This window comes from Galbibacter sp. PAP.153 (assembly GCF_037029175.1).
In the GTDB taxonomy this organism is placed as follows: domain Bacteria; phylum Bacteroidota; class Bacteroidia; order Flavobacteriales; family Flavobacteriaceae; genus Galbibacter; species Galbibacter pacificus.
The window spans coordinates 23,300-45,300 of the sequence record NZ_JAZEUN010000029.1 but is presented as its reverse complement, the minus strand read 5'-3'; the positions used below and the strand labels follow the sequence as shown (position 1 = coordinate 45,300).

The following is a 22,001-nucleotide window of genomic DNA, read 5'->3' as shown; positions in this document are numbered from 1 at the left end:
TATAACAGTTTTATTTTATAAGTCGAAACCAATGTTAACGCCAAGCTTCATGGCAATCAACTTGTTAATCCTGATTTTAACCTCGGGTATTTTCACACTTTCCAAAACGTTATTGGCAAAAGCATACATCAACAAAGCGCGTGCTTCCTTTTTAGGGATTCCACGGGTTTGCAGGTAAAACAGTGCTTCGTCGTCCAATTGCCCAATGGTACATCCGTGCGAACATTTTACATCATCGGCAAAAATTTCTAATTGAGGCTTTGCGTTTACAGTGGCCTTGTCATCAATTAAAATATTGTTATTCTGCTGAAACCCATTGGTTTTTTGGGCTTCTTTTTCAACAATAATACGCCCGTTGAAAACGCCGGTACTTCTATCGGCATAAATACCTTTATAATCTTGATGGCTCTCGCAATTTGGCGTTGCATGATGCACCAAGGTACTATGGTCTACATGCTGTTTGTCTTCGGTAATGGTAATTCCCTTTAAGGTGGAATTGATATATTCCCCTTTGTGGAAAAACTGTAAATTGTTACGCGTTAATTTCCCCCCGAAAGAAAACGTATGCACTGATGCATGACTGTTTTGTTGTTGCGAAATATACGTATTGTCAATCAACGAAGCGTCTTGGTTATCGTTTTGAATTTTGTAGTAATCAACGATGCCTCGCTTGTGGGTATAAATTTCGGTAACGGCATTGGTAAGCACCGGATTGTCGGTTAAACTTTGATGCCTTTCTATAATCTGCACATGCGCATTTTCACCCACGACTACCAAGTTTCTGGGTTGCAGCATTAGCGACGATTCTTTTCCAGTGGCAAAATGCAAAATTTGAATCGGTTTGTCCACCACCTTTCCTTTTGGGATATTTATAAAAGCGCCTTCCCTTGAAAAAGCCGTATTCAACGAAGTAAGGCTATCGTCTTTTTTAGCTATTTTATTGAAGTAATTTTCAATAACCAATTGATATTTTGGCTTTGTCAATGCCGAACTCATAATGCATACATCCAAGCCTTCGTGTGAGGTTTGCGACAAATGCGAACTGTAAATACCATCGATAAAAACAATTCTGTAGCTATCTATATCGTGTACAAAATACTTTTTTATGTCCTTAAATTCCAAAGCAGATTCTTCCTTTGGAAACACACTGTAATCGTTTTTTAACAATGCGTTTAACGATGTATATTTCCACGCTTCATCTTTCTTAGTAGGAAACCCCTTTTCTTCAAAGATTTTTATAGCTTCCGTACGGATATCGTGTACCGAGTGATCAATGTCCACACGGTTTTCAAAAGCCATAAACGATGATATTAATTTATCTTTTAATTCCATTCTAAATTTTCGTTTCTGAGTTCTGGGAGTTAGATAAATGCTAAATCCTCTAAAAAACCTCAGTTCTATAATTTAATTTTTCTTGTCATGCTGAGCTTGTCGAAGCACTTTATTTTGAAATGTGCCTGAGGAAAACCCTTCGACAAGCTCAGGGTGACACATATTAAAATAATACTATATCTATGTGTTCCCGAAACCTAAACGGCTACTTCCTGCTTAATCCAGTCGTATCCTTTTTCTTCAAGTTCTAAAGCGAGCTCTTTTCCTCCGGATTTTACTATTCTTCCGTTTAACAATACGTGCACAAAATCGGGCACGATATATTCTAATAAGCGCTGATAGTGCGTAATTACAACTACGGCATTGTCTTTACTTTTTAATCGGTTTACGCCGTTTGAAACAATGCGGAGCGCATCTATGTCCAAACCGGAGTCGGTTTCGTCCAGAATAGCCAATTTTGGCTCCAACATGGCCATTTGGAAAATCTCGTTACGCTTTTTCTCGCCTCCCGAAAAACCTTGGTTTAACGAACGGGAAAGAAATTTTCGGTCGATTTCCAATAATTCTGATTTCTCACGTATTTTCCTCAACATTTCATTGGCCGGCATATCTTCCAATCCTTGGGCCCTGCGACTTTCGTTTATGGCCGTTTTCATGAAATTGGTTACCGACACCCCCGGAATCTCAACCGGATATTGAAACGACAAGAAGATGCCCTTATGCGCTCTTTCTTCAGGAGCAAGCGCATCAATATCTTCTCCCAAAAATTTAATACTTCCTTTGGTAATCTCAAAATCTTCATTCCCGGCTATCACCGACGACAATGTACTTTTACCGGAGCCATTGGGCCCCATGATAGCGTGTACCTCCCCCGGTTTTACTTCCAGGTTAATCCCTCTCAAAATTTCTTTATCTTCTACGCTAGCGTGTAAATTTTCAATCTTTAACATTTGTTTCTTCTGTTATATTGTATGTTGTTGTTTCTGCTATGTTGCTATGGTATTGCTTTGGGCAACTTGATAACCACATAATCATCAACTTAAATTTATCCTACGGAACCTTCTAATGAAATTTCCAGTAATTTTTGTGCTTCTACGGCAAATTCCATAGGAAGCTTATTTAATACTTCTTTACTAAATCCGTTTACAATTAACGCAATGGCCTTTTCGGTATCGATACCACGTTGGTTACAGTAAAAAATCTGGTCTTCCCCGATTTTACTGGTGGTGGCCTCATGCTCTATTTGCGCCGTTTTATTTTTGGTTTCTATATACGGAAATGTGTGTGCCCCGCATTCATTCCCCATTAACAAAGAGTCGCATTGCGAGAAATTACGGGCGTTTTCTGCCCTTCCCTGCACTTGTACCAAACCACGGTAACTATTTTGCGATTTTCCTGCGGAAATACCTTTGGAAATAATGGTGCTTTTTGTGTTTTTCCCTAAATGGATCATTTTTGTTCCGGTGTCGGCTTGCTGAAAATTATTGGTTACTGCAATTGAATAAAACTCCCCTACCGAATTATCGCCCTTCAATACACATGAAGGATATTTCCATGTTACGGCAGATCCCGTTTCTACTTGTGTCCAACTAATTTTAGCGTTTTTTTCGCACAATCCTCTTTTGGTTACAAAGTTAAAAACACCTCCTTTTCCGTTTTTATCGCCCGGGAACCAGTTTTGCACGGTTGAATATTTTATCTCGGCATTGTCAAGCGCGATAAGTTCCACCACGGCAGCATGCAATTGGTTTTCGTCACGCATGGGCGCTGTGCATCCTTCCAGATAACTTACATAACTTCCTTCTTCGGCAACTACCAATGTACGCTCAAATTGACCCGTTCCCGCTTGATTGATACGGAAATAGGTTGAAAGCTCCATTGGGCAACGAACGCCTTTTGGGATGTAACAAAATGACCCATCTGAAAACACCGCTGAGTTTAGGGCCGCATAAAAATTATCTTTTTTGGGAACTACTGTGCCGATATATTTCTTTACCAGCTCCGGATACTCTTTAATAGCCTCTGAAATGGAGCAAAAAATAATGCCCTTCTCGGCCAAGGTCTTTTTAAATGTAGTTGCCACGGAAACCGAGTCCATCACCACATCAACGGCCACTCCCGCCAGTTTTTTCTGCTCGTCAATGGAAATCCCCAGTTTTTTAAACGTATCCAACAATTCTGGATCAACATCGTCCAAACTTTCGTATTGCGGTTTCTTCTTTGGGGCCGAGTAATACGAAATCGACTGAAAGTCGGGTTTTTTATATTTTACGTTCGCCCATTCGGGTTCTTGCATTTCCGTCCATGCACGATAGGCCTCCAAGCGCCAATCGGTCATCCATTCCGGTTCGTTCTTCTTTTTAGATATCGCCCGAACAATCTCTTCATTTAAGCCCACGGGCAGGGTATCCGATTCTATATCGGTATAAAACCCATACTCGTATTCTTTCGTTTCGAGCTCTTTTTTTAATTCTTCCTCTGTGTATGCCATATTTTTAGTTATAAAGCTGAAAGTTTATAACGTTGCAAAGCTATTTCTCTAAATTAGGATTGTTAGATACTTAATCAACCCACTTATTAACTTTGCTATTTCATTCACCTTCAATTTTAATTTTTCAAATTCTGCTTCAATAATATATTTCAAATCGTAAGCTAAATACAATTGATACCATACTTCTCCTGCAAATGCTTTCGCTATATATAGAAAACGAATAAACTCTTTTGTTGTTTCCCGTTCAAACCCCTCAGCAATGTTAGAAGATATAGAAATCCTTACTCTTCTAATTTGTCGCTTTAGTCCCTTATTCTCTGAAAACCCACGGTTGTTTGTAATTGCATATATGGTTGAATTTAACGCTCTCGCTTTTTACCATAAAACCCTTACAAAATTTTAACCTTCAACTTTCAAACTAAAGTGAAAAACTCTCCCCGCATCCGCAGGTTCTCTGTGCATTTGGGTTGTTAAAGACAAAACCTTTACCGTTAAGCCCGCCGGAATACTCTAAAGTGGTTCCGATTAGGTACAAAAAGCTTTTTTTGTCTACAATGATTTTTACTTCATTGTCTTCAAACATTTTATCTTCCTCTGCCTTGTTTTTATCAAATTTCAGGTCATATGATAATCCACTGCACCCACCACTTTTAACGCCTACACGTATAAAGTCCTGAGCCACATTAAAGCCATCGTCGGCCATAAGCTCCGCGATTTTCTTTTTCGCTGTTTCAGAAACTTTTATCATAATAAATCTGTTCTTTCTAAATAGTTTACAAAAATAAGATATTCGGCACGATATACCATAGCCAAAAGCATTATTATATTATATCTTTCTATAGGCTTTTGTTATGATTGTTGATAATTCCTTACATTTTTTCCTTATAAGTACTGCACTACCATTATAAAGTCAATGCTATTGCCCTTATCTATTAAAAACCACATGGGTTTTTCTTTTAAAAAACTAAAAACTTATGGTATTGAACAATTAAAATTTGATTTGGTTTTATTCAAAGAAAACAGTTTCAAAAAAGAAAAAGTCCAGTTTAAAACCTGCTTAAATAAAATTTGCTTATAAATAGCACCAATATAATTCAAAGAGTATCTTCAAGAAGAAACGTTGTGACCTCTGTAATTGAGTGATTGCTTTATGGTTCTATGCTAATCTGGTTTTAATATATCCAAATCGACATATTAAGTTTTAAAAAAGGGTATTATTCCCTTTCCACTCCTTAATAAGGATTATTTACTCCTTTTTTATACTTTTATGAGTAATATATATAACTATTATGTACTTTAATTGATATAATAACCTAAACTATTATGATATGAAACGATTATTTTCACAAATTAATTTTTCTTTTACAACCTGTATTGCCTTATCCCTCTTCTTTTTTAGTTGTGAAAAAGAAGATATAGGAGATTTATCACAAAAAGGGTCACATCCATCATTTTCATTGCTTGAGTTCAGCGACAAATTTGTAAAAGAAAATCTTATTGTTGACTGGAATGAATACATTGCTGAAGTTGACAGTTCTAGTGGACAAGATAAATACCTGTACAATACATCCCTTAAATCATCAAGTACACTATATGACAATGAGCAAAAATGGGGCCAATTATATAAGTTACTGGCTGAAAAAGACAGTCTGTCCAACTGGAATTACACTCTCTTGGAATTTTTATCCGTAAAAGACAGCATATTGCCAAATAATCTATCTATTTCCAATACTACGTCATTTACTGGAACTTTGTATTTTTATGATTTAAAGGGCAATGTAAAGAAGATTGAAAGTTATGAAGATGGTTTGAAAATGACTGAATTTATAAATAAGAAGCAGGGTAAGGTAACCTTACAATCAAAGGCGCCAAAAGTTTGCGGAGGTTACAACCCTTTTTGCGAAGATGGAACAACCGTGACATATATTACTGTTTCCGTAAGCACTTATACCGATCATTACAATGTACGGGAAGGTGGAAGGTTGGATTATTCTTACTCTACATATGATGGCACAAAGACCAAATGGATAGCTGTACCTGTTAATGATCCAGAACCTACGGTAGGCAGTTATGTACACCATCATGTGGATGATCCTAACTTAAATCATGGAAGTGGAAGTAGTGGTAGTAACCATCCAAAAGACGTCATAGTTGACTCATCTGCTTCACCCTGTATTGATGGAATAATAGGTCAATTGAAACTAAAAGACAAACATGTAAGCGTAGTCCCTGATATTCTTGGTAGTGAAGGAGCAAGTCATTTATCGCAAATAATATTAGATATATTCGATAATTCGGATAAATATATGATTAAATTTCTAGTAAAAGAAGCTGGTACTGATTCAAATGGAGCTGCTAAAAATGCTCAAACATTGCGGGAGTCGGATGGAAATGGTGGATTTATAATGACGATTACAATAGATGACGATTATATAAAGAATGCAACCAAACTTGCATTGGCCAGGACTATTATTCATGAATCCTTACATGCCTATTTAGGTTATGTATTACAAAATAATTATACTAGTAATACAGCATCATTGTTGCATACATATTATAGCAAGTATGGGAATGGCAATATAGCAGAACATACATTTATGTCACAATATGTTGAAGCCTTGGGGTATTCGTTGGCAGCTTGGGATAACCATAAGCAATCTCAAGAATATTATAATAATTTGGCTTGGTCTGGAGGATTGCTTTCAACAGATGCTTATAATAAATTATCTGGATCCAAAAAAACAGCTATTTTAAATGCGAATAGAGCTGAAGGAAACGCTATTTATAAATCAACCAGTCAAGCCAAAGGAATAAGATGCAATTAACTATTTATTATTATGAGTAAAGTAAAAGTAATTTTAATTTCGATATCATTTTTAATAATCTCTTGCAAGAATTCTCAGGTTTTTAATGAAAATGACAAAAATGAAACCAAAAATATTTATGATATCATAAATGCTTACATTAAAGACAATAAGGTTAAAGAGATTTATTTTATGTCATATAAAAATGATGATTATGATTTTGATAAAGTTAAACCATTAATAAATCATATGAATGAAAATGATTATTTAATTGGCAAAAAAAAAATAGATTCTATGGCCTCATTAGGCAAATTAAATACTGATTATAAGGATTCTATAGCTAGAATATATATAAAGCCCCAAATTGAAGACTTTTTGGGTTATAGGGATCTTGAAGATATGAAATCAAAGCCGAATATATCAATAAAATGGGACAAGAATAAAATAAAGAATGCTAAACTAATTAAAATCAAGGATGATTCAACTCTGAAAATCTCAGTCCCTATATTGAATAGAGAACAAGACATATCTTTGTTTTATGTTGAATCTTCCAAAGGTTTAGATCTTAAATTTTATAAAAGGAATGATAGTATATGGAAATACTATTGTTCAGCATTAATTTACACAGAAGATTAATTTTTCTCGTTTAAGAAGAATGGTTTTGCAAGTATATAATGTAATAAAAGCATGAAATTATTCTTAAAGAAGAATTAAAGTCAAGTTTTTTATGTTCAAATAAAATATATTGAATAACAGATAGTTAATCTAATTAGTTTAAAAAGTACTCCCTTTCTATTGTTTTATTAAAAAACCTAATTACATTTGCACCGCTTTTGTGATAAAGCATTACAATAAGAAAGTTCAGTGTCATTTGAGTCACCTATTCGGTTACCCGATTATTTAAAACTAGGATAACTCATTGATTTTAAGAAATATAATTGTCGGTTTTGGCAGCCTGCCACCCCAACAAAATAGCTCTTAAAAAACACTGCCCCTTCCCTAATTATTGGTCATTTATGATTATTTCTCCTTTTTGTCATTGGTTTAATTTCTCACACCTTTTGTGAAATGACCGCCCTTGTTGCTTACCGACTTTATCTTTTAATATTCCGCCGATTTATTTTGTATATTAGTGTTTATTCCTCTGATACCATTGACTGGCCTTATGCTGACTGCCACAAGTGGCCATACTGCACCATTTTCTCCTGCCGTTTTTTGAACTATCGAAAAAAAGCCAACCACATTTGGGACATTCCTTAATCCTATCCGGCAAGTTCAGCAGAAGAAGGTCATAGGCATCTTTTGTAATGGACAACAAAATTTTTTCCAATTCCCCTGCCCCGGTTGTCCATTTAGTTATAAATACCTTCTGCTCTTGCTCAATACACAACTTTGAGAAAGATTTTGAAACCACTTTATTAAATATTTCAATATCTACACTATCCACACTTTTGTTGAGGGAGATTGCCAGGAATATGGAATGTAGGAGTTCACGTAGATCAATCGCTCTGTTCAAAAATCTATTGGCATAGTCGATATCCTTGGGATTCTCTCCTTTTAAAGATTCACGCTGTTCTACATTAATAATCTCTGCTTTGACAGCCCAATCCAGCAAGTCATCGATTGAATTCAAATAATCTCTCTGGGGTACATCAAATCTATCATGAATGGTGTTCACAAAATCCAGACAAAGCCTTCCCCCATCAAATCTCATATTATTAATTTTATTCATTTTTACTCTTAAAATACATTTTAACAGTAAAAAATTGTATTTTTACCATCTAATTAATCTTTAATGGTAAAGATAAGGTTTCAGAATTTATTTCCAAAGAACAATGGACTTTAAAGTGATACTTGCGTTATTGGCTCTATACTTGGGTTGGGGCTCCACTTATTTGGCAATCGCTGTTGCCTTGGAGCATTTCCCGCCTTTTATGCTTGCTGGCATCCGTTTCTTTCTGGCGGGTTCGATATTCTTTGGTTGGTGTCTATTGCAGCGAATCAAAATCCCTCCGGATAAGGATATATTAAAAATTTGTCTAGCGGGATTCTTTCTATTGTTCCTTGGTTCGGGTTCGGTCATATGGGTAAGTCAATTTCTGAGCACCGGAATTATTGCCATAATATGGGCTTCATTACCTGTTTGGCTTGTTGTTATGGATAGGAATAATTGGAAATTTTATTTGCCAAATTTTAAACTCATTGCCGGACTGATTATTGGTTTTTTTGGCGTATTGATCCTTTTTTGGGATAAAACTTCCAATAATGGCACATTCAGGGAATTGATCATGGCAATAGGTGGCGTACTATGTTTTTCGATTGGCTCGCTTTATTCCAAATATGTTTCATTTAAAAACAATATCCTTATGGTAGTGGCCATTCAAATGATATTTGTGGGGGTATTGGCAATTGCAACAAGTATATGTATAGGAGAAGATATGCCGACAAGTACAAATATATCCTTTACAAAATCCGCTTTGGGATTGGCCTATCTGATAATTATAGGTTCTTTAGTGGCTTACTCCGCTTATGTCTGGCTTTTAAAAGTACTGCCGCCAATAGTGGTCGGAACCTATACCTACATAAATCCGGCCGTGGCCGTCTTTCTTGGCTGGTGGTTCCTCAAGGAGGATGTAACCAATCAAAAAATAGTTGCCTTGACCCTCATATTCATAGGAACACTCATTGTTAATATATATAAATCAAAAACTCAAAAATTATGATTGCAAGAATGTGGCACGGTAAAGTGCTAAAAGAGAAATCCGAAAAATATCACGGATACTTATTGGAAACCGGCTTAAAGGATTATGCCGAAGTAGAAGGCAACCAAGGCGTTAAACTTCTAAAAAGGGATGAGGATGTTATAACTCATTTTTATACTTGGTCTTATTGGGACAGTTATGATTCCATCAAAAAATTTGCCGGGGAAGACTATGAAAAAGCCAGGTATTATGAGGATGACAAAAAATTCCTGTTGGAATTTGAACCATTTGTCACCCATTATGAGGTTCTAAACCATAAACAAACGTAGTTTTTTTAGCTTGACACTAACTTATTTATATGCCAAGCTCTTATCCCTATAAACCTCTATATTGGATGGCTATACAGTCTAAAATAAGAACCATAGGGAATATCGGTTTTTAGGAAAGGCTTCACATACTGCCGATGGAACTTAGAAAAAGTTTCAAATAATATCAACTAAAAAAAGCCATTTTTACCAAATGGTAAATCAATTAAAATAAATGATTGCTACCTTTAGACCTATGCAAGAATTGATAGAGTATATATTGCAGTTTGGCAATTTGAACAAACAGCAAATCGGGCTAATTTCCAGCAAAGCAACCGAAACGGAACTTCTCAAAGACGACTATTTTGTAGAAGCGGGAAGCACGTTTAACCAAGTCGTTTTTATTTTGAAAGGTATTTTGCGCATCTATTATTACAATAAAAAAGGAGATGAAATCACAAAGTATTTCATTGACGAAAACCACTTGTTTTCAAATCCGTACAAAGGCGAGCCATTGACAGAATACATTCAAGCTGTTACAGATTGTAAATTAATCGTTTTTCCCCAAAAAGATTGGGACGACCTATCTGACACAATTGTCGGGTGGGATAAAATTACACATAAAATATTTCAAAAAGGAATGGCGGAAAAATTAGACCGAAGAAGTTCGTTGGTTTCAGAAGACGCCACAACACGTTACCTGACATTTTTAGAAAAATTTCCAACACTTGTCAATCGGGTCCCCCTTTCATATATTGCTTCCTATTTAGGAATTACACAACAGTCATTAAGCAGGATAAGAAAAAACATCGGTTAAAATCGTTTTTTACCAAATGGTAAATGATTTCATTTTTAGTTGAAGCAACTTTGCAGTATTAATTTAAATCAACAAAAAAATGAAAAAAGCATTCATAACAGGAGCGAACAAAAGCATCGGCTTTGAAACAGCAAGACAATTATTACAAAAAGGATTTTACGTTTATCTCGGAAGCCGAAATTTGGAAAACGGACAAGAAGCCGTAAAACAACTAAAATCAGAAGGGCTCAACAATGTAGAAGTCGTTCAGATTGATGTGACCGATGATGCTTCTGTAAAAAGTGCACGTATGGAAATCGGTAATAAGACAAGTGTTTTGGACGTGCTAATCAACAACGCGGGAATTAACGGAGTAAAAATTGACGAGAGCGGGAACTTTATTCCTCAAACATCGCAAAATACAGGTATTGAGATTTTTAAAGAAGTGTACGAAACCAATATTTATGGTGTTGTTAGAGTTACACAAGCATTCTTGGATTTACTCAAAAAATCGGATGAACCAAGAATTGTCATGGTAAGTTCAAGTCAAGGATCTATTACTTTACATAGCGACCCAACTTATAAATATTACAATCACAAAGGGGTAGTTTACCTATCGTCAAAATCGGCACTCAATATGTACACTGTGAATTTGGCATATGAACTGAAAGACACGAATTTCAAAATCAACGCTATAAGCCCCGGTTTCACCAAGACAGATTTCAACCATCATCGCGGAACAGAAACTGTGGAAGATGCCGGAAAACGCATTATTAAATATGCCTTAATTGACAATAACGGTGTTACAGGAAAATTCTTTTGTGAAGAAACCAATCCTGAGGGAGGCGAAATTCCTTGGTAAGAAAAGGATAAACAATGGGTAATAAAAAACATTAACTTTAACTTTTGGGTTAAAGTAGTTCAAAGAAACATCTTTAAGCTTGTGGTAGAATAAGATATGCAGAAATGGTATCGATATGATAAACAGTTATAAAAAATTTGATTTGTTTGGGAAATCGCTCATTCAAAGAATTGTATTAAAGCCACCCTTTAAATATGAATTTCCGGTTAATGAGCAAGCTTGCTTATTGTTTGTAAGAGAAGGAGCGTTTCAGTATAAAATGGATGACATACAGATTGGTGTTCCTACTAATTACTCATTACTTTTAAATTGTGTTAAATCTGGCAAGCAAATACATCATTCCGATGCAAAAAACTTTTGTGAAGTCGTGATTGTCACGTTCCATTTAGATGTTTTAAAAAAGATATACAATAGAGAAATTCCCTTGATATTGCAGCCTAGCATCAAAGTATCCAATCAGTCGAGCGGAAAGGTCAATAATGACTTCTTAATTCAAAAATATATTGAAGGTCTTCTTTTTTACTTTGAAAACCCTTCTCTTGTCAATGACGAAGTTCTGGTTTTGAAGTTGAAGGAAATTATCCTCCTATTATCGCAAACACAAGAAGCAGAAACCATACAGGTCATATTATCTCAACTTTTTTCACCGAGAACCTATACTTTCAAACAAATTATTGAAGCAAATCTTTTTTCTCAATTGACGGTAGAAAAATTAGCACAACAAACCAACTTGAGCGTTTCTTCATTCAAACGGGAATTTACAAAATTATACAATGACACCCCTGCAAATTATATTAGGAACAAAAAACTTGAAAAGGCAGCTGAACTCCTTTTGGCTTCTGACCAACGTATTTCTGACATTGCTTTTGATTGTGGATTTAATGATTTGGCAAATTTCACCAAAAGTTTTAACGATAAATTCCATAGTACGCCCACTAATTATCGCCTGAACCAAATTGACAAATAATTGAACTGATTCTCTAAATCCCCTCTTTCAATCTTTTTAACCTTTGTATTGTCAATAATGGCATTATAATATAAAAATTAAAAAGAAATGAAACGTACAGCAAAAGCACATTGGACAGGTAATGCAAAAGAAGGCAAAGGAGATTTAACAACACAATCTGAAACATTATACAAAACAAACTACAGCTTTAAAACCCGCTTCTTAGGCGAAGAGAAAGGAACCAATCCAGAAGAATTGTTGGCAGCAGCACATGCAGGATGTTTTACTATGGCCGTTAGTTTTGCACTAACAGAGAAAGGATTATCACCCAAATCATTGGATACGGAAGCCATTTTAACGATGGAAAACCTTAATATTTCCAGAATTCATCTTTCAATTTCAGGTTCCGTTCCAGGGATAAGTACAGAGGAATTTGAAACCATCGCTAAAGAAGCAGAGCAAAACTGCTTGATTTCTCAGGCATTAAAAATACCTATAAGTTCAGAGGCAAGTTTAGTATAATAAAACCAATATTAATTTAAAACAGAAAAAAATGGGATTATCTAATTTAGGTATTTTTCATACGTTCATAGGCATCATTGCCATTATTGCCGCAGTTATTTCTTATGCACGGTTTGGTAAAGTAAATTTAACACATATTACTGGTAAGATATACTTCTATACAACAATTGTAACGTCATTAACAGCATTGGGCATATTTAATCATGGGGGCTTTAACCCCGGGCATATATTTGCCTTATTCATTGTAGTGCTGGTATTGGCAGGTTATTACCTACACGCTAAAAAAACAGGAAATAACAGGTTTCGTTATATGGAAAATTTCCTTCTGTCCTTTAGCTTTTTCTTATCTTGGGCACCAACGGTTAACGAGACGCTTAATCGTATTCCCGTTGGACGGCCATTAGCTAACGGACCAACAGACCCGTTAATCGGGAAAACGCTTCTTGTGCTTTTCGTTCTATTTATAATTGGTTCTGTCCACCAATTTAAACAACAAAGAAAGTTAAACAAGAAAGGACATCAGTAACTTATTTCCATTACAGAAGTTCCAACAAACATTTTATATTTCAAATCAAGAAACATGGGGTAAACCTAAAAATTGCAAGCCGTAATAAGATGGGCTGTGATTTCAAACGGAACATAAAGGCAATCCTAAATCGAAAAACATTCATTTTAATCCCGTAACTTCGTTAATCTAAATCTATGTGCATAAATTCATAAAATCATACCAAATTAACAGATGGCTAAAAAACCCCTATTTATTGTAATTGTTTTCTGTGTAATCAAACTGACACTTCATTTAATAGCAGATTATAATTCAGGATATCAGGGGGATGAATTATTGCACATAGAAACGGGAAACCACCTTGCCTTTGGATTTATGGAGTTCCCACCATTAATTGCCCTCTTGGCTTTTTTACAAAACCTGCTACAATCCAGTTCCGTATTTGTTAATCATATATTTATTCATCTTGCGGCAATTTCAATAATGATAATGGTTTCAAAAATTGTTCTCGAATTGGGGGGAAAGGCAAAAGCTGTTTTTTTGGTCCTCCTTTGTATCATTATTGCTCCGGGGTTTGAGCGTTCGCAACAACTATTCCAGCCCGTGGTTTTCAGCCAATTCTTTTGGGTGCTAAACTTTTACTTTCTCCTTAAATATGTCTGCTATCTTAAAAGAAGACACCTATGGTTTTTGACACTTGGTACAGCATTGGCTTTCTTGACTAAATATGATGCCGTATTTTTCATTTTCGGAGTTTTATCCCTCCTTATATTTAAAACAACAAGGCAAGCTTTGTACAGGCATAAATTCTGGTGGCATATTCTCGTATTCATTTTAGTGATAAGCCCAAATATTATTTGGCAGTATAAAAATGACTTTCCTGTCCTGAAAATGTTCGATCGGCTCTACCAGACCCAGTTGGACCAATTGGAACCAATACCAGTACTTACGCGTTTTATTATATCATTAAATCCCTTGACATTGTTGGTCTGGGGGGTAGGGTTTATTTTTATGTTTCATGCTCAGATGCGTAAATATAGACCCGCCGTGCTTTCGATTTTGCTGTCAGTTGTACTTTTGTCCTTAAGTCAAGGAAAAGGATATTATTTCTATCCGGTCCTACTTACAATTTTGCCATTCGGTGGTGTTTTTTGGGAAAATGTAATATTAACAAAAAGAAAGTGGGTAATTTATCCATTGACTCTATTCCTATGTTTGGGGATATTTCTCATCCCATTTGGAATGCCGGTTTTTTCGTTAAAACATTATCTGAAAAAAACCTATCCTTATGAAAAAAAGGAGGTAACAGGCGGACGATATGCTGTGCGGTTTGAAGAACGCTTTTCAAATGAAAAGTGGAGCAAAACGCTTAAGGCGTTAAAACAGGTGTATGACAGCCTTCCCGAAATGGAAAAGAAAAGTGCCCTTATCTGGGGCAAACATTACAGACAGGCCGGTGCGGTAAGCCTGTATGGAAAAGAGTACGGCCTGCCCAATGCCTTTTCATTACATGGAAGTTTCTATAGTTGGTTGCCTAGCGGAGAGATGCCCTTAACAACCATTGCTTTACGTGATGGAGACCTGAATGGAAAGGATTTTTATGAGCGTTATTTTGAAGAAATCATCCCGGTAAAATCTGTATATAATCCCTATGCGGATGAAAAAGAAAAATTATATCAGACTATCTTTATTTGTAAAAGCCCCAAACAGACTTTTGATGAATTAAAAGAACAGTTTCAAGACAGGATATTTGAATGAGAATACGCTATTCCTCATTAAATGATTGAATCGAGATCCTGAAATTAGTTGTTTGTTATACAATATAGCATGTTGTTGCGGTTAAGGCATTCCACCTTTTATCCATTCTCAACTTTACAAACTTTCAACCATGCAACTTTACAACTTTGCCTATCTTTGCAGCATGATAGAAGATAAAAATCCGCAGCGCACATCTATTTCCGATTTGGGGGAATTTGGTTTGATCGACCATCTTACCAAAAATTTCAGCATAAAGCACAAAACCACCGTAAAAGGAATCGGAGACGATGCCGCCGTACTCGATTTTAAAGGCAAAAAAACCATTGTAACTACAGATTTGTTAGTGGAAGGCGTGCATTTTGACCTAAGCTATATGCCTTTAAAGCACCTCGGTTATAAATCGGTTATCGTCAACCTGTCAGATGTGTATGCCATGAATGCAAAGGCAACACAGATTACGGTTTCCATTGCTATTTCCAACCGTTTTCCGCTGGAAGCTCTAGAAGAGCTGTACGCAGGAATAAAATTAGCATGCGATATATATGATGTTGACCTTGTTGGCGGCGACACTACTTCGTCCAACAAAGGGTTGCTTATTACGGTTACCGCCCTTGGCGAAGCCAACGAAGAAGATATTGTTTATCGAAATGGAGCCAAACCCAACGATTTATTAGTAGTTTCAGGCGATCTGGGCGGTGCTTACCTTGGCTTACAGGTTTTGGAACGCGAAAAACAGGTTTTTCAGGTAAATCCTAAAAATCAACCGGACCTAGACCAATATACCTATATTATTGAACGGCAACTAAAACCGGAAGCACGAAAAGATATTCCCGAACTATTGAAAAAACTTGAAGTAAAGCCAACTTCCATGATTGATATTAGCGACGGGCTTTCTTCTGAAATTATCCACCTCTGCAAACAATCCAATGTAGGTTGTAACTTGCATGAAGACAAAATACCACTGGATCCACAGGTTATCTCGACTTGTGAAGAATTCGACATAAGTAGTTCCACGGTTGCATTAAGCGGCGGGGAAGATTACGAATTGCTTTTTACGATTTCGCAAGACGATTACCCTAAAATAAAGGCAAATCCCAGCTTAACGGTTATTGGCCACATGACCGACGCAAAGGAAGGCATGCATTTAATAACACGCGCCAATACCAAAATTGCGATTCAAGCACGTGGCTGGAATTCGTTTAAGGGCAATCAAGCATAAAAATCATGCAACCGACTGCAAGGCGTGCCTTTTACGATAAAATTTAGCCAATGTTTCGTTGATTTCCTTTAATTCGGGCGTCAACACGTCTAAATGACCGGTTTCGGTGGTAGTGATTTCACACTTACATGTTTTGCATTGATATTCAGTAATGTGTGGAGTGATTTTTTTCGACACCACATAGCGATGTCCAAACATGGAACACACAGCTTTCTTGATCGTAGATCTTGAGGTTTTCATAGGTTATGTAATTTATGGGCGGTATTAACTTATGTATATTTCCAATAAAAATCAAATATTATTCAAAAAAACTTTGATTTTATCGATGAATTGCGATTTGTTCTCAATAAAACTCATATGCCCATCTGGAAATTCAACCACTTCCATGTCAGTATTTTGAACTTGTGCCCTTAAATCTTCATATAATAATACCGGGTCTTTCTTACCGATAATCATCATTTTGGCAAAGGGTGTAAAGTGAAGTAATATTTCTCTGTCCTTACGGATTTTCATCCCTTCCAATGCAGCAACTATTCCTTGGACCGGTGTTTTAAGTGCCTCTTTTTTAAGCTCCTTGATTTCTTCAGAAAAAATCTTTCTGTTTTTGGGGCGGAAAAGATTGGAAATTCCCATCCGCACAAAACTTTTATAATCTTTTTTAACCATTTTTATGGCCCGGTCCCTGTTTTTTTTCTTTTCCGGCGAATCGGCACTTGCCGTTGAGTTGGCCAAAATCAAGGCTTTTACTTCATCTGGATAAGCTTCGGCATAGGCAAGGGCCACATAACCGCCCATGGAATGCCCGATTAATGAAATACGGCGCAGTTTTAACTTGTTTATCACTGCTTTTACGGCATCGGCCATTGTTTCCATGGTGTGCACATAACCAACACATCCTGTTTTTCCGTGCCCCAACAGGTCTATTGTAATTACCCGATAACGCATAAGCAATTGTTCTTTCAGGGAATCCCAAACAGTCGTGTTTTCTAAAAATCCGTGCAACAAAACCACTGCCGGGCCCTGCCCCGCATCTTCATAAAAAACAGAAGTTCCTTTGTAGTTTAGCATCATAATGACTAGGGATTTGGAATTAGTCTATTGTTAATTGTTAATCGTTAAATTATAAAACTTTGAACTCTTTGCGGAACATTGGTGTTAGAGGATAGAAATTTAATCCCCAAAAGGAGGTGTTTTTAGCTTATTTTAAAAACACCTCTTACAGCAATCGTTCCTTCCTACTCCCTTTTCCAAATCACTCTTCCCTTAATTACTACTTATTTTTCATCCATTCTTCAATTTCTTCAACTTCCAAAGGAATGTTCTTCATTAAATTGAAAGGTTCTCCGCTTTCCTGAATTACCATATCATCTTCCAAACGGATACCAAAACCTTCATCTGGTAAATATATTCCCGGTTCTACAGTAAATACCATGTTGGCTTTCATTGGTTTTTTTAATGGGCCATAATCGTGCGTGTCCAACCCGATATGATGGCTCGTGCCATGCATAAAGTACTTTTTGTAAGCAGGCCAATCGGGGTTTTCATTTTGCACATCGGCTTTGTCCAACAAACCAAGGTCCAACAATTCACTAGTCATTAATTTTCCAACTTCTTCATGATATTCTTTCCACATGGTACCGGGCACCAGCATTTTTGTTGCTTCCTTTTTTACTTTAAGTACTGCATTATATACTTGCTTTTGCCTATCGGTAAACCTTCCGCTTACGGGAATAGTCCGTGTCATATCGCTTGCGTAGTTTGCATATTCGGCTCCGGCATCGATCAACAATAATTCTCCTTCTTTGCATTGTGCTTTGTTTTCGATATAATGCAACACATTGGCATTGTTTCCAGAGGCAATTATGGGCGTATAAGCAAATCCACGAGATCGGTTTCTAGTAAATTCATGTATAAACTCCGCCTCAATTTCATATTCCCAAACGCCGGGTTTTGTAAATTGCAACACCCGTTTAAATGCTTTTTCGGTAATATTGCAAGCCTGTTGCATTAACTTGATCTCCTGAGGCTCTTTGTTGCCACGTAATTCTTGTAAAATTTGATTGCTTTTTTCCCATTTATGAGCCGGGAATTTATCTTTGCACCATTTTATAAATCGGTCTTCGCGTGTTTCTGTTTCAACCGATTGGCGGTAATGTTCGTTGGTATTGAAATAAACTGTTTCGGCCTCGGTCATTAATTCATAAAAAATTTTGTCGAATTCCTTTAGCCAATACGTCGTTTTAATCCCGCTTACTTCCAGGGCCTTTTCTTTGGTTAGCTTTTCGCCTTCCCAAACTGCAATATGCTCGTTGGTTTCCCTAACAAACAACACTTCTTTATGTTTTGCTTCATGGGCATCGGGGAAAAGCACCAAAATACTCTCCTCCTGATCTACGCCACTTAAATAAAATAAGTCCCTGGCCTGCTGAAAGGGCATGGTACTGTCTGCTCCAATGGGATATATATCGTTGGAATTAAAAACCGCAATACTTTTTGATTTCATTTGTGCCATAAATTTTTGACGGTTCTTTATAAATAAGTTGCTGTCGATCAAATCATATTTCATATCCTTATTTTACTTTTTAATTTCGACAAAATTAGTAAGAATAGAAAGTTTTGATGTTAAACTTCGATTAAAGTTTGATGTAATTTAACAAAGCATGGAAATGCTCTTGTTAATAAGTTTTATATGCGCCCCTAAAAACATTTGCATGGTTGGCGATTAAAAAATTTATTTTGGCATTTCCCAACTATTACACAGTTAAGAGATAAAACAGAAATCATCATAGGACAAATAATAACGATACTCTTTGCAGTCGATATAATCTATTTAATTTTCAAATTCAGTAAAAAGCTTAGGTCAGGAAAAAACAATAAACTGATAGAACATTCTAATTTCATATTAAATAGCAACTTTTTACAAACCCTACTTTATACTCATTCTAAATTGCAGGGAAAACAGAAACGAAAGTTTGTTAATAATTTGTTCGTGCTGTATTTTTGTACGAATTAAAATAAATTATTTCTAATGAGCGGAATGTTAAATTCAACAATAGCCAGAAAAGTTGCCATGGCACTTTCTGCTATATTCTTATTAATCTTCCTTTTACAGCATTTTATTATCAATTTCACATCTGTAATCAGCGAAAATACCTTTAATGAACTGTCTCATTTTATGGGAACCAATATCTTGATACAGTTTGTAATGCAACCCATTTTGATTTTTGCTGTGGTTTTTCACTTTGTTATGGGTTTTATCCTTGAAATAAAGAACAAAAAAGCCAGGAACATAAAATATGCCAGTTTCAAGGGAAGCACAAATACTACTTGGGTTTCGAGAAACATGATTTATAGCGGCTTGGTTATTTTAGCCTTCCTCGTACTTCATTTTATTGATTTTTGGTTACCGGAATTGAATTACAAATACATTCAGTTTAATCCAGAAGATCCAACTAGGTATTATCATGAATTGGTGGAAAAATTTCACAATCCAATACGGGTTGGCGCATATGTGGTTGCATTTGTATTATTGGCATTGCACTTGCTTCATGGATTTCAATCGGCTTTTCAATCGGTTGGGTTTAACAACAAGTTCACGCCGGCACTTAAAACTTTTGGAAAGTATTTTGCGATTATCATTCCATTAGGATTTATTTTCATTGCACTTTTCCATCATTTCAATCATTAAAAAGAGGTAGTTATGGCAGTATTCGATTCAAACATACCACAAGGCGATTTAGCTAATAAGTGGGTCAATCATAAAAATAAAATCAACCTGGTAAATCCGGCCAATAAACGTAACATTGATGTTATTGTTGTTGGAACCGGATTGGCGGGAGGTTCGGCAGCAGCAACATTGGCAGAGCTTGGCTATAATGTAAAGACATTTTGCTATCAAGACTCGCCACGCCGTGCGCACTCTATTGCCGCCCAAGGGGGAATTAACGCCGCAAAAAATTACCAAGGTGATGGCGATTCTATTTACCGCTTGTTTTACGACACGGTAAAAGGAGGCGATTACCGTTCGCGTGAGGCCAATGTATACCGTTTGGCCGAAGTTTCTGCCAATATAATCGACCAATGTGTAGCGCAAGGTGTTCCCTTTGCCCGCGAATATGGCGGGTTGCTAGATAACCGCTCGTTTGGTGGTGTATTGGTTTCCAGAACTTTTTATGCTAAAGGACAAACGGGCCAACAACTCTTATTGGGCGCCTATGCCGCGATGAACCGACAAATAAACCGTGGTAAAATACAATCGTATAACCGCCACGAAATGCTCGATTTGGTTATTGTTGACGGAAAAGCCAGAGGGATCATTGCAAGAAACCTCGTAACCGGAGAAATAGAACGCCATGCAGCACATGCCGTGGTTGTTGCATCGGGAGGGTACGGAAACGTATTTTTCCTTTCTACAAACGCCATGGGAAGCAATGTAACCGCTTCTTGGAAAATACATAAAAAAGGAGCCTATTTTGCCAACCCGTGCTACACGCAAATCCACCCAACTTGTATTCCCGTTTCAGGAGATCATCAATCAAAATTAACACTGATGTCAGAATCCCTTCGTAACGATGGTAGAATTTGGGTTCCTAAGAAAAAAGAAGATGCAGAAGCCATCCGTCAAGGAAAATTAAAACCTACCGAATTGGCCGAAGAAGATAGAGATTATTACCTTGAAAGAAGATACCCATCTTTTGGTAACCTTGTTCCCCGCGATGTGGCCTCCAGGGCCGCCAAAGAACGTTGCGATGCCGGGTTTGGCGTAAACAAGACAGGAGAAGCCGTGTTTTTAGATTTTGCATCGGCAATTATGCGCTATGGAAAAGAGCAGGCCGCCATTCACGGAAATCACAATCCCAGTGAAACAGAAATGAGGGAACTGGGCGAAAAGGTAATTGAAAACAAATATGGGAACCTTTTCCAGATGTACGAAAAAATAGTGGACGAGAATCCGTACAAAACACCCATGAAAATATATCCCGCCGTGCATTATACCATGGGCGGAATTTGGGTAGATTACAATTTAATGACCACCATTCCTGGTTGCTACGCCGCCGGAGAGGCCAACTTCTCCGATCACGGCGCAAACCGTTTAGGGGCATCTGCACTCATGCAAGGTCTGGCCGATGGTTATTTTGTGTTACCATACACCATTGGCGATTACTTGTCGCAGGACATTAGAACCGGAAAAATATCAACAGAATCTCCCGAATTTGAAGCTGCCGAAAAAGCGGTGAAAGATCAAATAGAAAAACTGGTTGCCAATAAAGGAAAACATTCTGTAGACCATTACCACAAAAAACTCGGTAAGATTATGTGGAACAAATGTGGAATGGCCAGAAATGCGAAAGGCTTGGAGGAAGCAATTACCGAAATTCGTGAGCTTCGCGAGGATTTCCATAAAAATGTATTGATTCCCGGTTCTGCCAATAGTAAAAACAGCGAGCTGGAAAAAGCATTGCGCGTAGCCGATTTTCTTGAATTAGGAGAATTGTTTGCCAAAGATGCTTTACACCGAAATGAATCTTGCGGAGGTCACTTTAGGGAAGAATATCAAACCGAAGAAGGAGAAGCCAAGCGTGACGACGAGAACTTTAAATATGTAGCCGCATGGGAATACAAAGGAGCTCCAAGCGATGCCGTATTGCATAAAGAAAATTTGGAATATAAAAATATTGAGCTTAAAACGAGAAGTTATAAATAGATATAAGTAGTGAGATATGAGATGTTAGATTAACTTTCAATACTCAATACTTAAT

Annotated in this window: 20 protein-coding genes and 1 pseudogene; 13 read left to right on the top strand and 8 right to left on the bottom strand. The window is 36.7% G+C overall.

The annotated features are described in order from the left end of the window. Positions 1-15: 15 nt before the first annotated feature. The 5 genes and pseudogenes from sufD to UXI14_RS16145 form a co-directional block, all read right to left on the bottom strand. Positions 16-1,332: a Fe-S cluster assembly protein SufD gene (gene sufD / locus UXI14_RS16165; protein WP_335967012.1), complete on the bottom strand. Its 1,317-nt coding sequence runs from the start codon at positions 1,330-1,332 to the stop codon at positions 16-18. Positions 1,333-1,529: 197 nt separating this feature from the next. Then, the gene (sufC, locus tag UXI14_RS16160; protein WP_277900482.1) at positions 1,530-2,282 is read right to left on the bottom strand and encodes a Fe-S cluster assembly ATPase SufC; all 753 of its coding nucleotides are present in this window, start codon (positions 2,280-2,282) and stop codon (positions 1,530-1,532) included. A 95-nt stretch (positions 2,283-2,377) separates the two neighbouring features. After that, entirely contained in the window at positions 2,378-3,823 is a 1,446-nt protein-coding gene (gene sufB / locus UXI14_RS16155) for a Fe-S cluster assembly protein SufB (RefSeq protein ID WP_335967011.1), read from the bottom strand. A 48-nt stretch (positions 3,824-3,871) separates the two neighbouring features. After that, positions 3,872-4,186 (bottom strand): annotated as a pseudogene (locus tag UXI14_RS16150) (four helix bundle protein); the annotation flags it as partial. 55 nt (positions 4,187-4,241) lie between these two features. Then, positions 4,242-4,571 (bottom strand): iron-sulfur cluster assembly accessory protein, encoded by a 330-nt coding sequence (locus UXI14_RS16145; RefSeq protein ID WP_335967009.1) that lies wholly within the window; start codon positions 4,569-4,571, stop codon positions 4,242-4,244. A 580-nt stretch (positions 4,572-5,151) separates the two neighbouring features. Between UXI14_RS16145 and UXI14_RS16140 the strand changes: the two genes are divergently transcribed. Continuing rightward, positions 5,152-6,648, top strand: coding sequence for a hypothetical protein (locus UXI14_RS16140; RefSeq protein WP_335967008.1), 1,497 nt, complete (start codon positions 5,152-5,154; stop codon positions 6,646-6,648). Between the two features lie 12 nt (positions 6,649-6,660). Continuing rightward, positions 6,661-7,263 carry a hypothetical protein gene (locus UXI14_RS16135; protein WP_335967007.1) on the top strand — a complete coding sequence of 201 codons (603 nt, stop codon included), beginning with the start codon at positions 6,661-6,663 and terminating at the stop codon, positions 7,261-7,263. A 493-nt stretch (positions 7,264-7,756) separates the two neighbouring features. On the opposite strand, the gene UXI14_RS16130 is transcribed toward UXI14_RS16135, so the two are convergent. Beyond that, positions 7,757-8,359 (bottom strand): CGNR zinc finger domain-containing protein, encoded by a 603-nt coding sequence (locus tag UXI14_RS16130; protein ID WP_335967006.1) that lies wholly within the window; start codon positions 8,357-8,359, stop codon positions 7,757-7,759. Between the two features lie 103 nt (positions 8,360-8,462). Between UXI14_RS16130 and UXI14_RS16125 the strand changes: the two genes are divergently transcribed. The 9 genes from UXI14_RS16125 to thiL all read left to right on the top strand — a co-directional run bounded on the left by UXI14_RS16125 (position 8,463) and on the right by thiL (position 16,242). After that, a complete protein-coding gene (locus UXI14_RS16125) occupies positions 8,463-9,350 on the top strand; it encodes an EamA family transporter (protein WP_335967005.1) in 888 nt (295 codons plus the stop codon). After that, on the top strand, positions 9,347-9,658 hold the full coding sequence (locus UXI14_RS16120) for a hypothetical protein (protein ID WP_335967003.1): 312 nt from the start codon (positions 9,347-9,349) through the stop codon (positions 9,656-9,658). The genes UXI14_RS16125 and UXI14_RS16120 overlap by 4 nt, the downstream gene beginning before the upstream one ends. Positions 9,659-9,890: 232 nt before the next feature. After that, the gene (locus UXI14_RS16115; RefSeq protein ID WP_335967014.1) at positions 9,891-10,451 is read left to right on the top strand and encodes a Crp/Fnr family transcriptional regulator; all 561 of its coding nucleotides are present in this window, start codon (positions 9,891-9,893) and stop codon (positions 10,449-10,451) included. A gap of 79 nt (positions 10,452-10,530) precedes the next feature. Beyond that, positions 10,531-11,292 carry an SDR family oxidoreductase gene (locus UXI14_RS16110; protein ID WP_335967002.1) on the top strand — a complete coding sequence of 254 codons (762 nt, stop codon included), beginning with the start codon at positions 10,531-10,533 and terminating at the stop codon, positions 11,290-11,292. A 115-nt stretch (positions 11,293-11,407) separates the two neighbouring features. Beyond that, positions 11,408-12,259: an AraC family transcriptional regulator gene (locus UXI14_RS16105; RefSeq protein WP_335967001.1), complete on the top strand. Its 852-nt coding sequence runs from the start codon at positions 11,408-11,410 to the stop codon at positions 12,257-12,259. 87 nt (positions 12,260-12,346) lie between these two features. Further along, the gene (locus tag UXI14_RS16100; protein WP_335967000.1) at positions 12,347-12,760 is read left to right on the top strand and encodes an OsmC family peroxiredoxin; all 414 of its coding nucleotides are present in this window, start codon (positions 12,347-12,349) and stop codon (positions 12,758-12,760) included. Between the two features lie 31 nt (positions 12,761-12,791). Continuing rightward, entirely contained in the window at positions 12,792-13,286 is a 495-nt protein-coding gene (locus tag UXI14_RS16095) for a hypothetical protein (protein WP_335966999.1), read from the top strand. Positions 13,287-13,499: 213 nt separating this feature from the next. Beyond that, positions 13,500-15,023 (top strand): glycosyltransferase family 39 protein, encoded by a 1,524-nt coding sequence (locus UXI14_RS16090; RefSeq protein ID WP_335966998.1) that lies wholly within the window; start codon positions 13,500-13,502, stop codon positions 15,021-15,023. 163 nt (positions 15,024-15,186) lie between these two features. Further along, complete coding sequence (thiL, locus tag UXI14_RS16085; RefSeq protein ID WP_335967013.1) at positions 15,187-16,242, top strand: thiamine-phosphate kinase; 1,056 nt, start codon at positions 15,187-15,189, stop codon at positions 16,240-16,242. A gap of 291 nt (positions 16,243-16,533) precedes the next feature. On the opposite strand, the gene UXI14_RS16080 is transcribed toward thiL, so the two are convergent. Together UXI14_RS16080 and UXI14_RS16075 are read right to left on the bottom strand one after the other, a co-directional pair. Beyond that, positions 16,534-17,313 (bottom strand): alpha/beta hydrolase, encoded by a 780-nt coding sequence (locus UXI14_RS16080; protein WP_277900492.1) that lies wholly within the window; start codon positions 17,311-17,313, stop codon positions 16,534-16,536. Positions 17,314-17,512: 199 nt separating this feature from the next. Then, positions 17,513-18,808 (bottom strand): aminopeptidase P family protein, encoded by a 1,296-nt coding sequence (locus UXI14_RS16075; protein ID WP_335966997.1) that lies wholly within the window; start codon positions 18,806-18,808, stop codon positions 17,513-17,515. A 462-nt stretch (positions 18,809-19,270) separates the two neighbouring features. Here UXI14_RS16075 and UXI14_RS16070 point away from each other — a divergent pair, with 462 nt between their 5' ends. Together UXI14_RS16070 and UXI14_RS16065 are read left to right on the top strand one after the other, a co-directional pair. Next, positions 19,271-19,930 carry a succinate dehydrogenase cytochrome b subunit gene (locus UXI14_RS16070; RefSeq protein ID WP_335966996.1) on the top strand — a complete coding sequence of 220 codons (660 nt, stop codon included), beginning with the start codon at positions 19,271-19,273 and terminating at the stop codon, positions 19,928-19,930. Between the two features lie 12 nt (positions 19,931-19,942). Next, positions 19,943-21,946, top strand: coding sequence for a fumarate reductase/succinate dehydrogenase flavoprotein subunit (locus tag UXI14_RS16065; RefSeq protein ID WP_277900495.1), 2,004 nt, complete (start codon positions 19,943-19,945; stop codon positions 21,944-21,946). Positions 21,947-22,001: the final 55 nt, after the last annotated feature.

What these genes read in the sequence shown, in the direction of transcription:
- sufD (WP_335967012.1), bottom strand. Translation starts at nt 1,332, where the DNA reads ATGGAATTAAAAGATAAATTAATATCATCGTTTATGGCTTTTGAAAAC.
- sufC (WP_277900482.1), bottom strand. Translation starts at nt 2,282, where the DNA reads ATGTTAAAGATTGAAAATTTACACGCTAGCGTAGAAGATAAAGAAATT.
- sufB (WP_335967011.1), bottom strand. Translation starts at nt 3,823, where the DNA reads ATGGCATACACAGAGGAAGAATTAAAAAAAGAGCTCGAAACGAAAGAA.
- UXI14_RS16145 (WP_335967009.1), bottom strand. Translation starts at nt 4,571, where the DNA reads ATGATAAAAGTTTCTGAAACAGCGAAAAAGAAAATCGCGGAGCTTATG.
- UXI14_RS16140 (WP_335967008.1), top strand. Translation starts at nt 5,152, where the DNA reads ATGAAACGATTATTTTCACAAATTAATTTTTCTTTTACAACCTGTATT.
- UXI14_RS16135 (WP_335967007.1), top strand. Translation starts at nt 6,661, where the DNA reads ATGAGTAAAGTAAAAGTAATTTTAATTTCGATATCATTTTTAATAATC.
- UXI14_RS16130 (WP_335967006.1), bottom strand. Translation starts at nt 8,359, where the DNA reads ATGAATAAAATTAATAATATGAGATTTGATGGGGGAAGGCTTTGTCTG.
- UXI14_RS16125 (WP_335967005.1), top strand. Translation starts at nt 8,463, where the DNA reads ATGGACTTTAAAGTGATACTTGCGTTATTGGCTCTATACTTGGGTTGG.
- UXI14_RS16120 (WP_335967003.1), top strand. Translation starts at nt 9,347, where the DNA reads ATGATTGCAAGAATGTGGCACGGTAAAGTGCTAAAAGAGAAATCCGAA.
- UXI14_RS16115 (WP_335967014.1), top strand. Translation starts at nt 9,891, where the DNA reads ATGCAAGAATTGATAGAGTATATATTGCAGTTTGGCAATTTGAACAAA.
- UXI14_RS16110 (WP_335967002.1), top strand. Translation starts at nt 10,531, where the DNA reads ATGAAAAAAGCATTCATAACAGGAGCGAACAAAAGCATCGGCTTTGAA.
- UXI14_RS16105 (WP_335967001.1), top strand. Translation starts at nt 11,408, where the DNA reads ATGATAAACAGTTATAAAAAATTTGATTTGTTTGGGAAATCGCTCATT.
- UXI14_RS16100 (WP_335967000.1), top strand. Translation starts at nt 12,347, where the DNA reads ATGAAACGTACAGCAAAAGCACATTGGACAGGTAATGCAAAAGAAGGC.
- UXI14_RS16095 (WP_335966999.1), top strand. Translation starts at nt 12,792, where the DNA reads ATGGGATTATCTAATTTAGGTATTTTTCATACGTTCATAGGCATCATT.
- UXI14_RS16090 (WP_335966998.1), top strand. Translation starts at nt 13,500, where the DNA reads ATGGCTAAAAAACCCCTATTTATTGTAATTGTTTTCTGTGTAATCAAA.
- thiL (WP_335967013.1), top strand. Translation starts at nt 15,187, where the DNA reads ATGATAGAAGATAAAAATCCGCAGCGCACATCTATTTCCGATTTGGGG.
- UXI14_RS16080 (WP_277900492.1), bottom strand. Translation starts at nt 17,313, where the DNA reads ATGATGCTAAACTACAAAGGAACTTCTGTTTTTTATGAAGATGCGGGG.
- UXI14_RS16075 (WP_335966997.1), bottom strand. Translation starts at nt 18,808, where the DNA reads ATGAAATATGATTTGATCGACAGCAACTTATTTATAAAGAACCGTCAA.
- UXI14_RS16070 (WP_335966996.1), top strand. Translation starts at nt 19,271, where the DNA reads ATGAGCGGAATGTTAAATTCAACAATAGCCAGAAAAGTTGCCATGGCA.
- UXI14_RS16065 (WP_277900495.1), top strand. Translation starts at nt 19,943, where the DNA reads ATGGCAGTATTCGATTCAAACATACCACAAGGCGATTTAGCTAATAAG.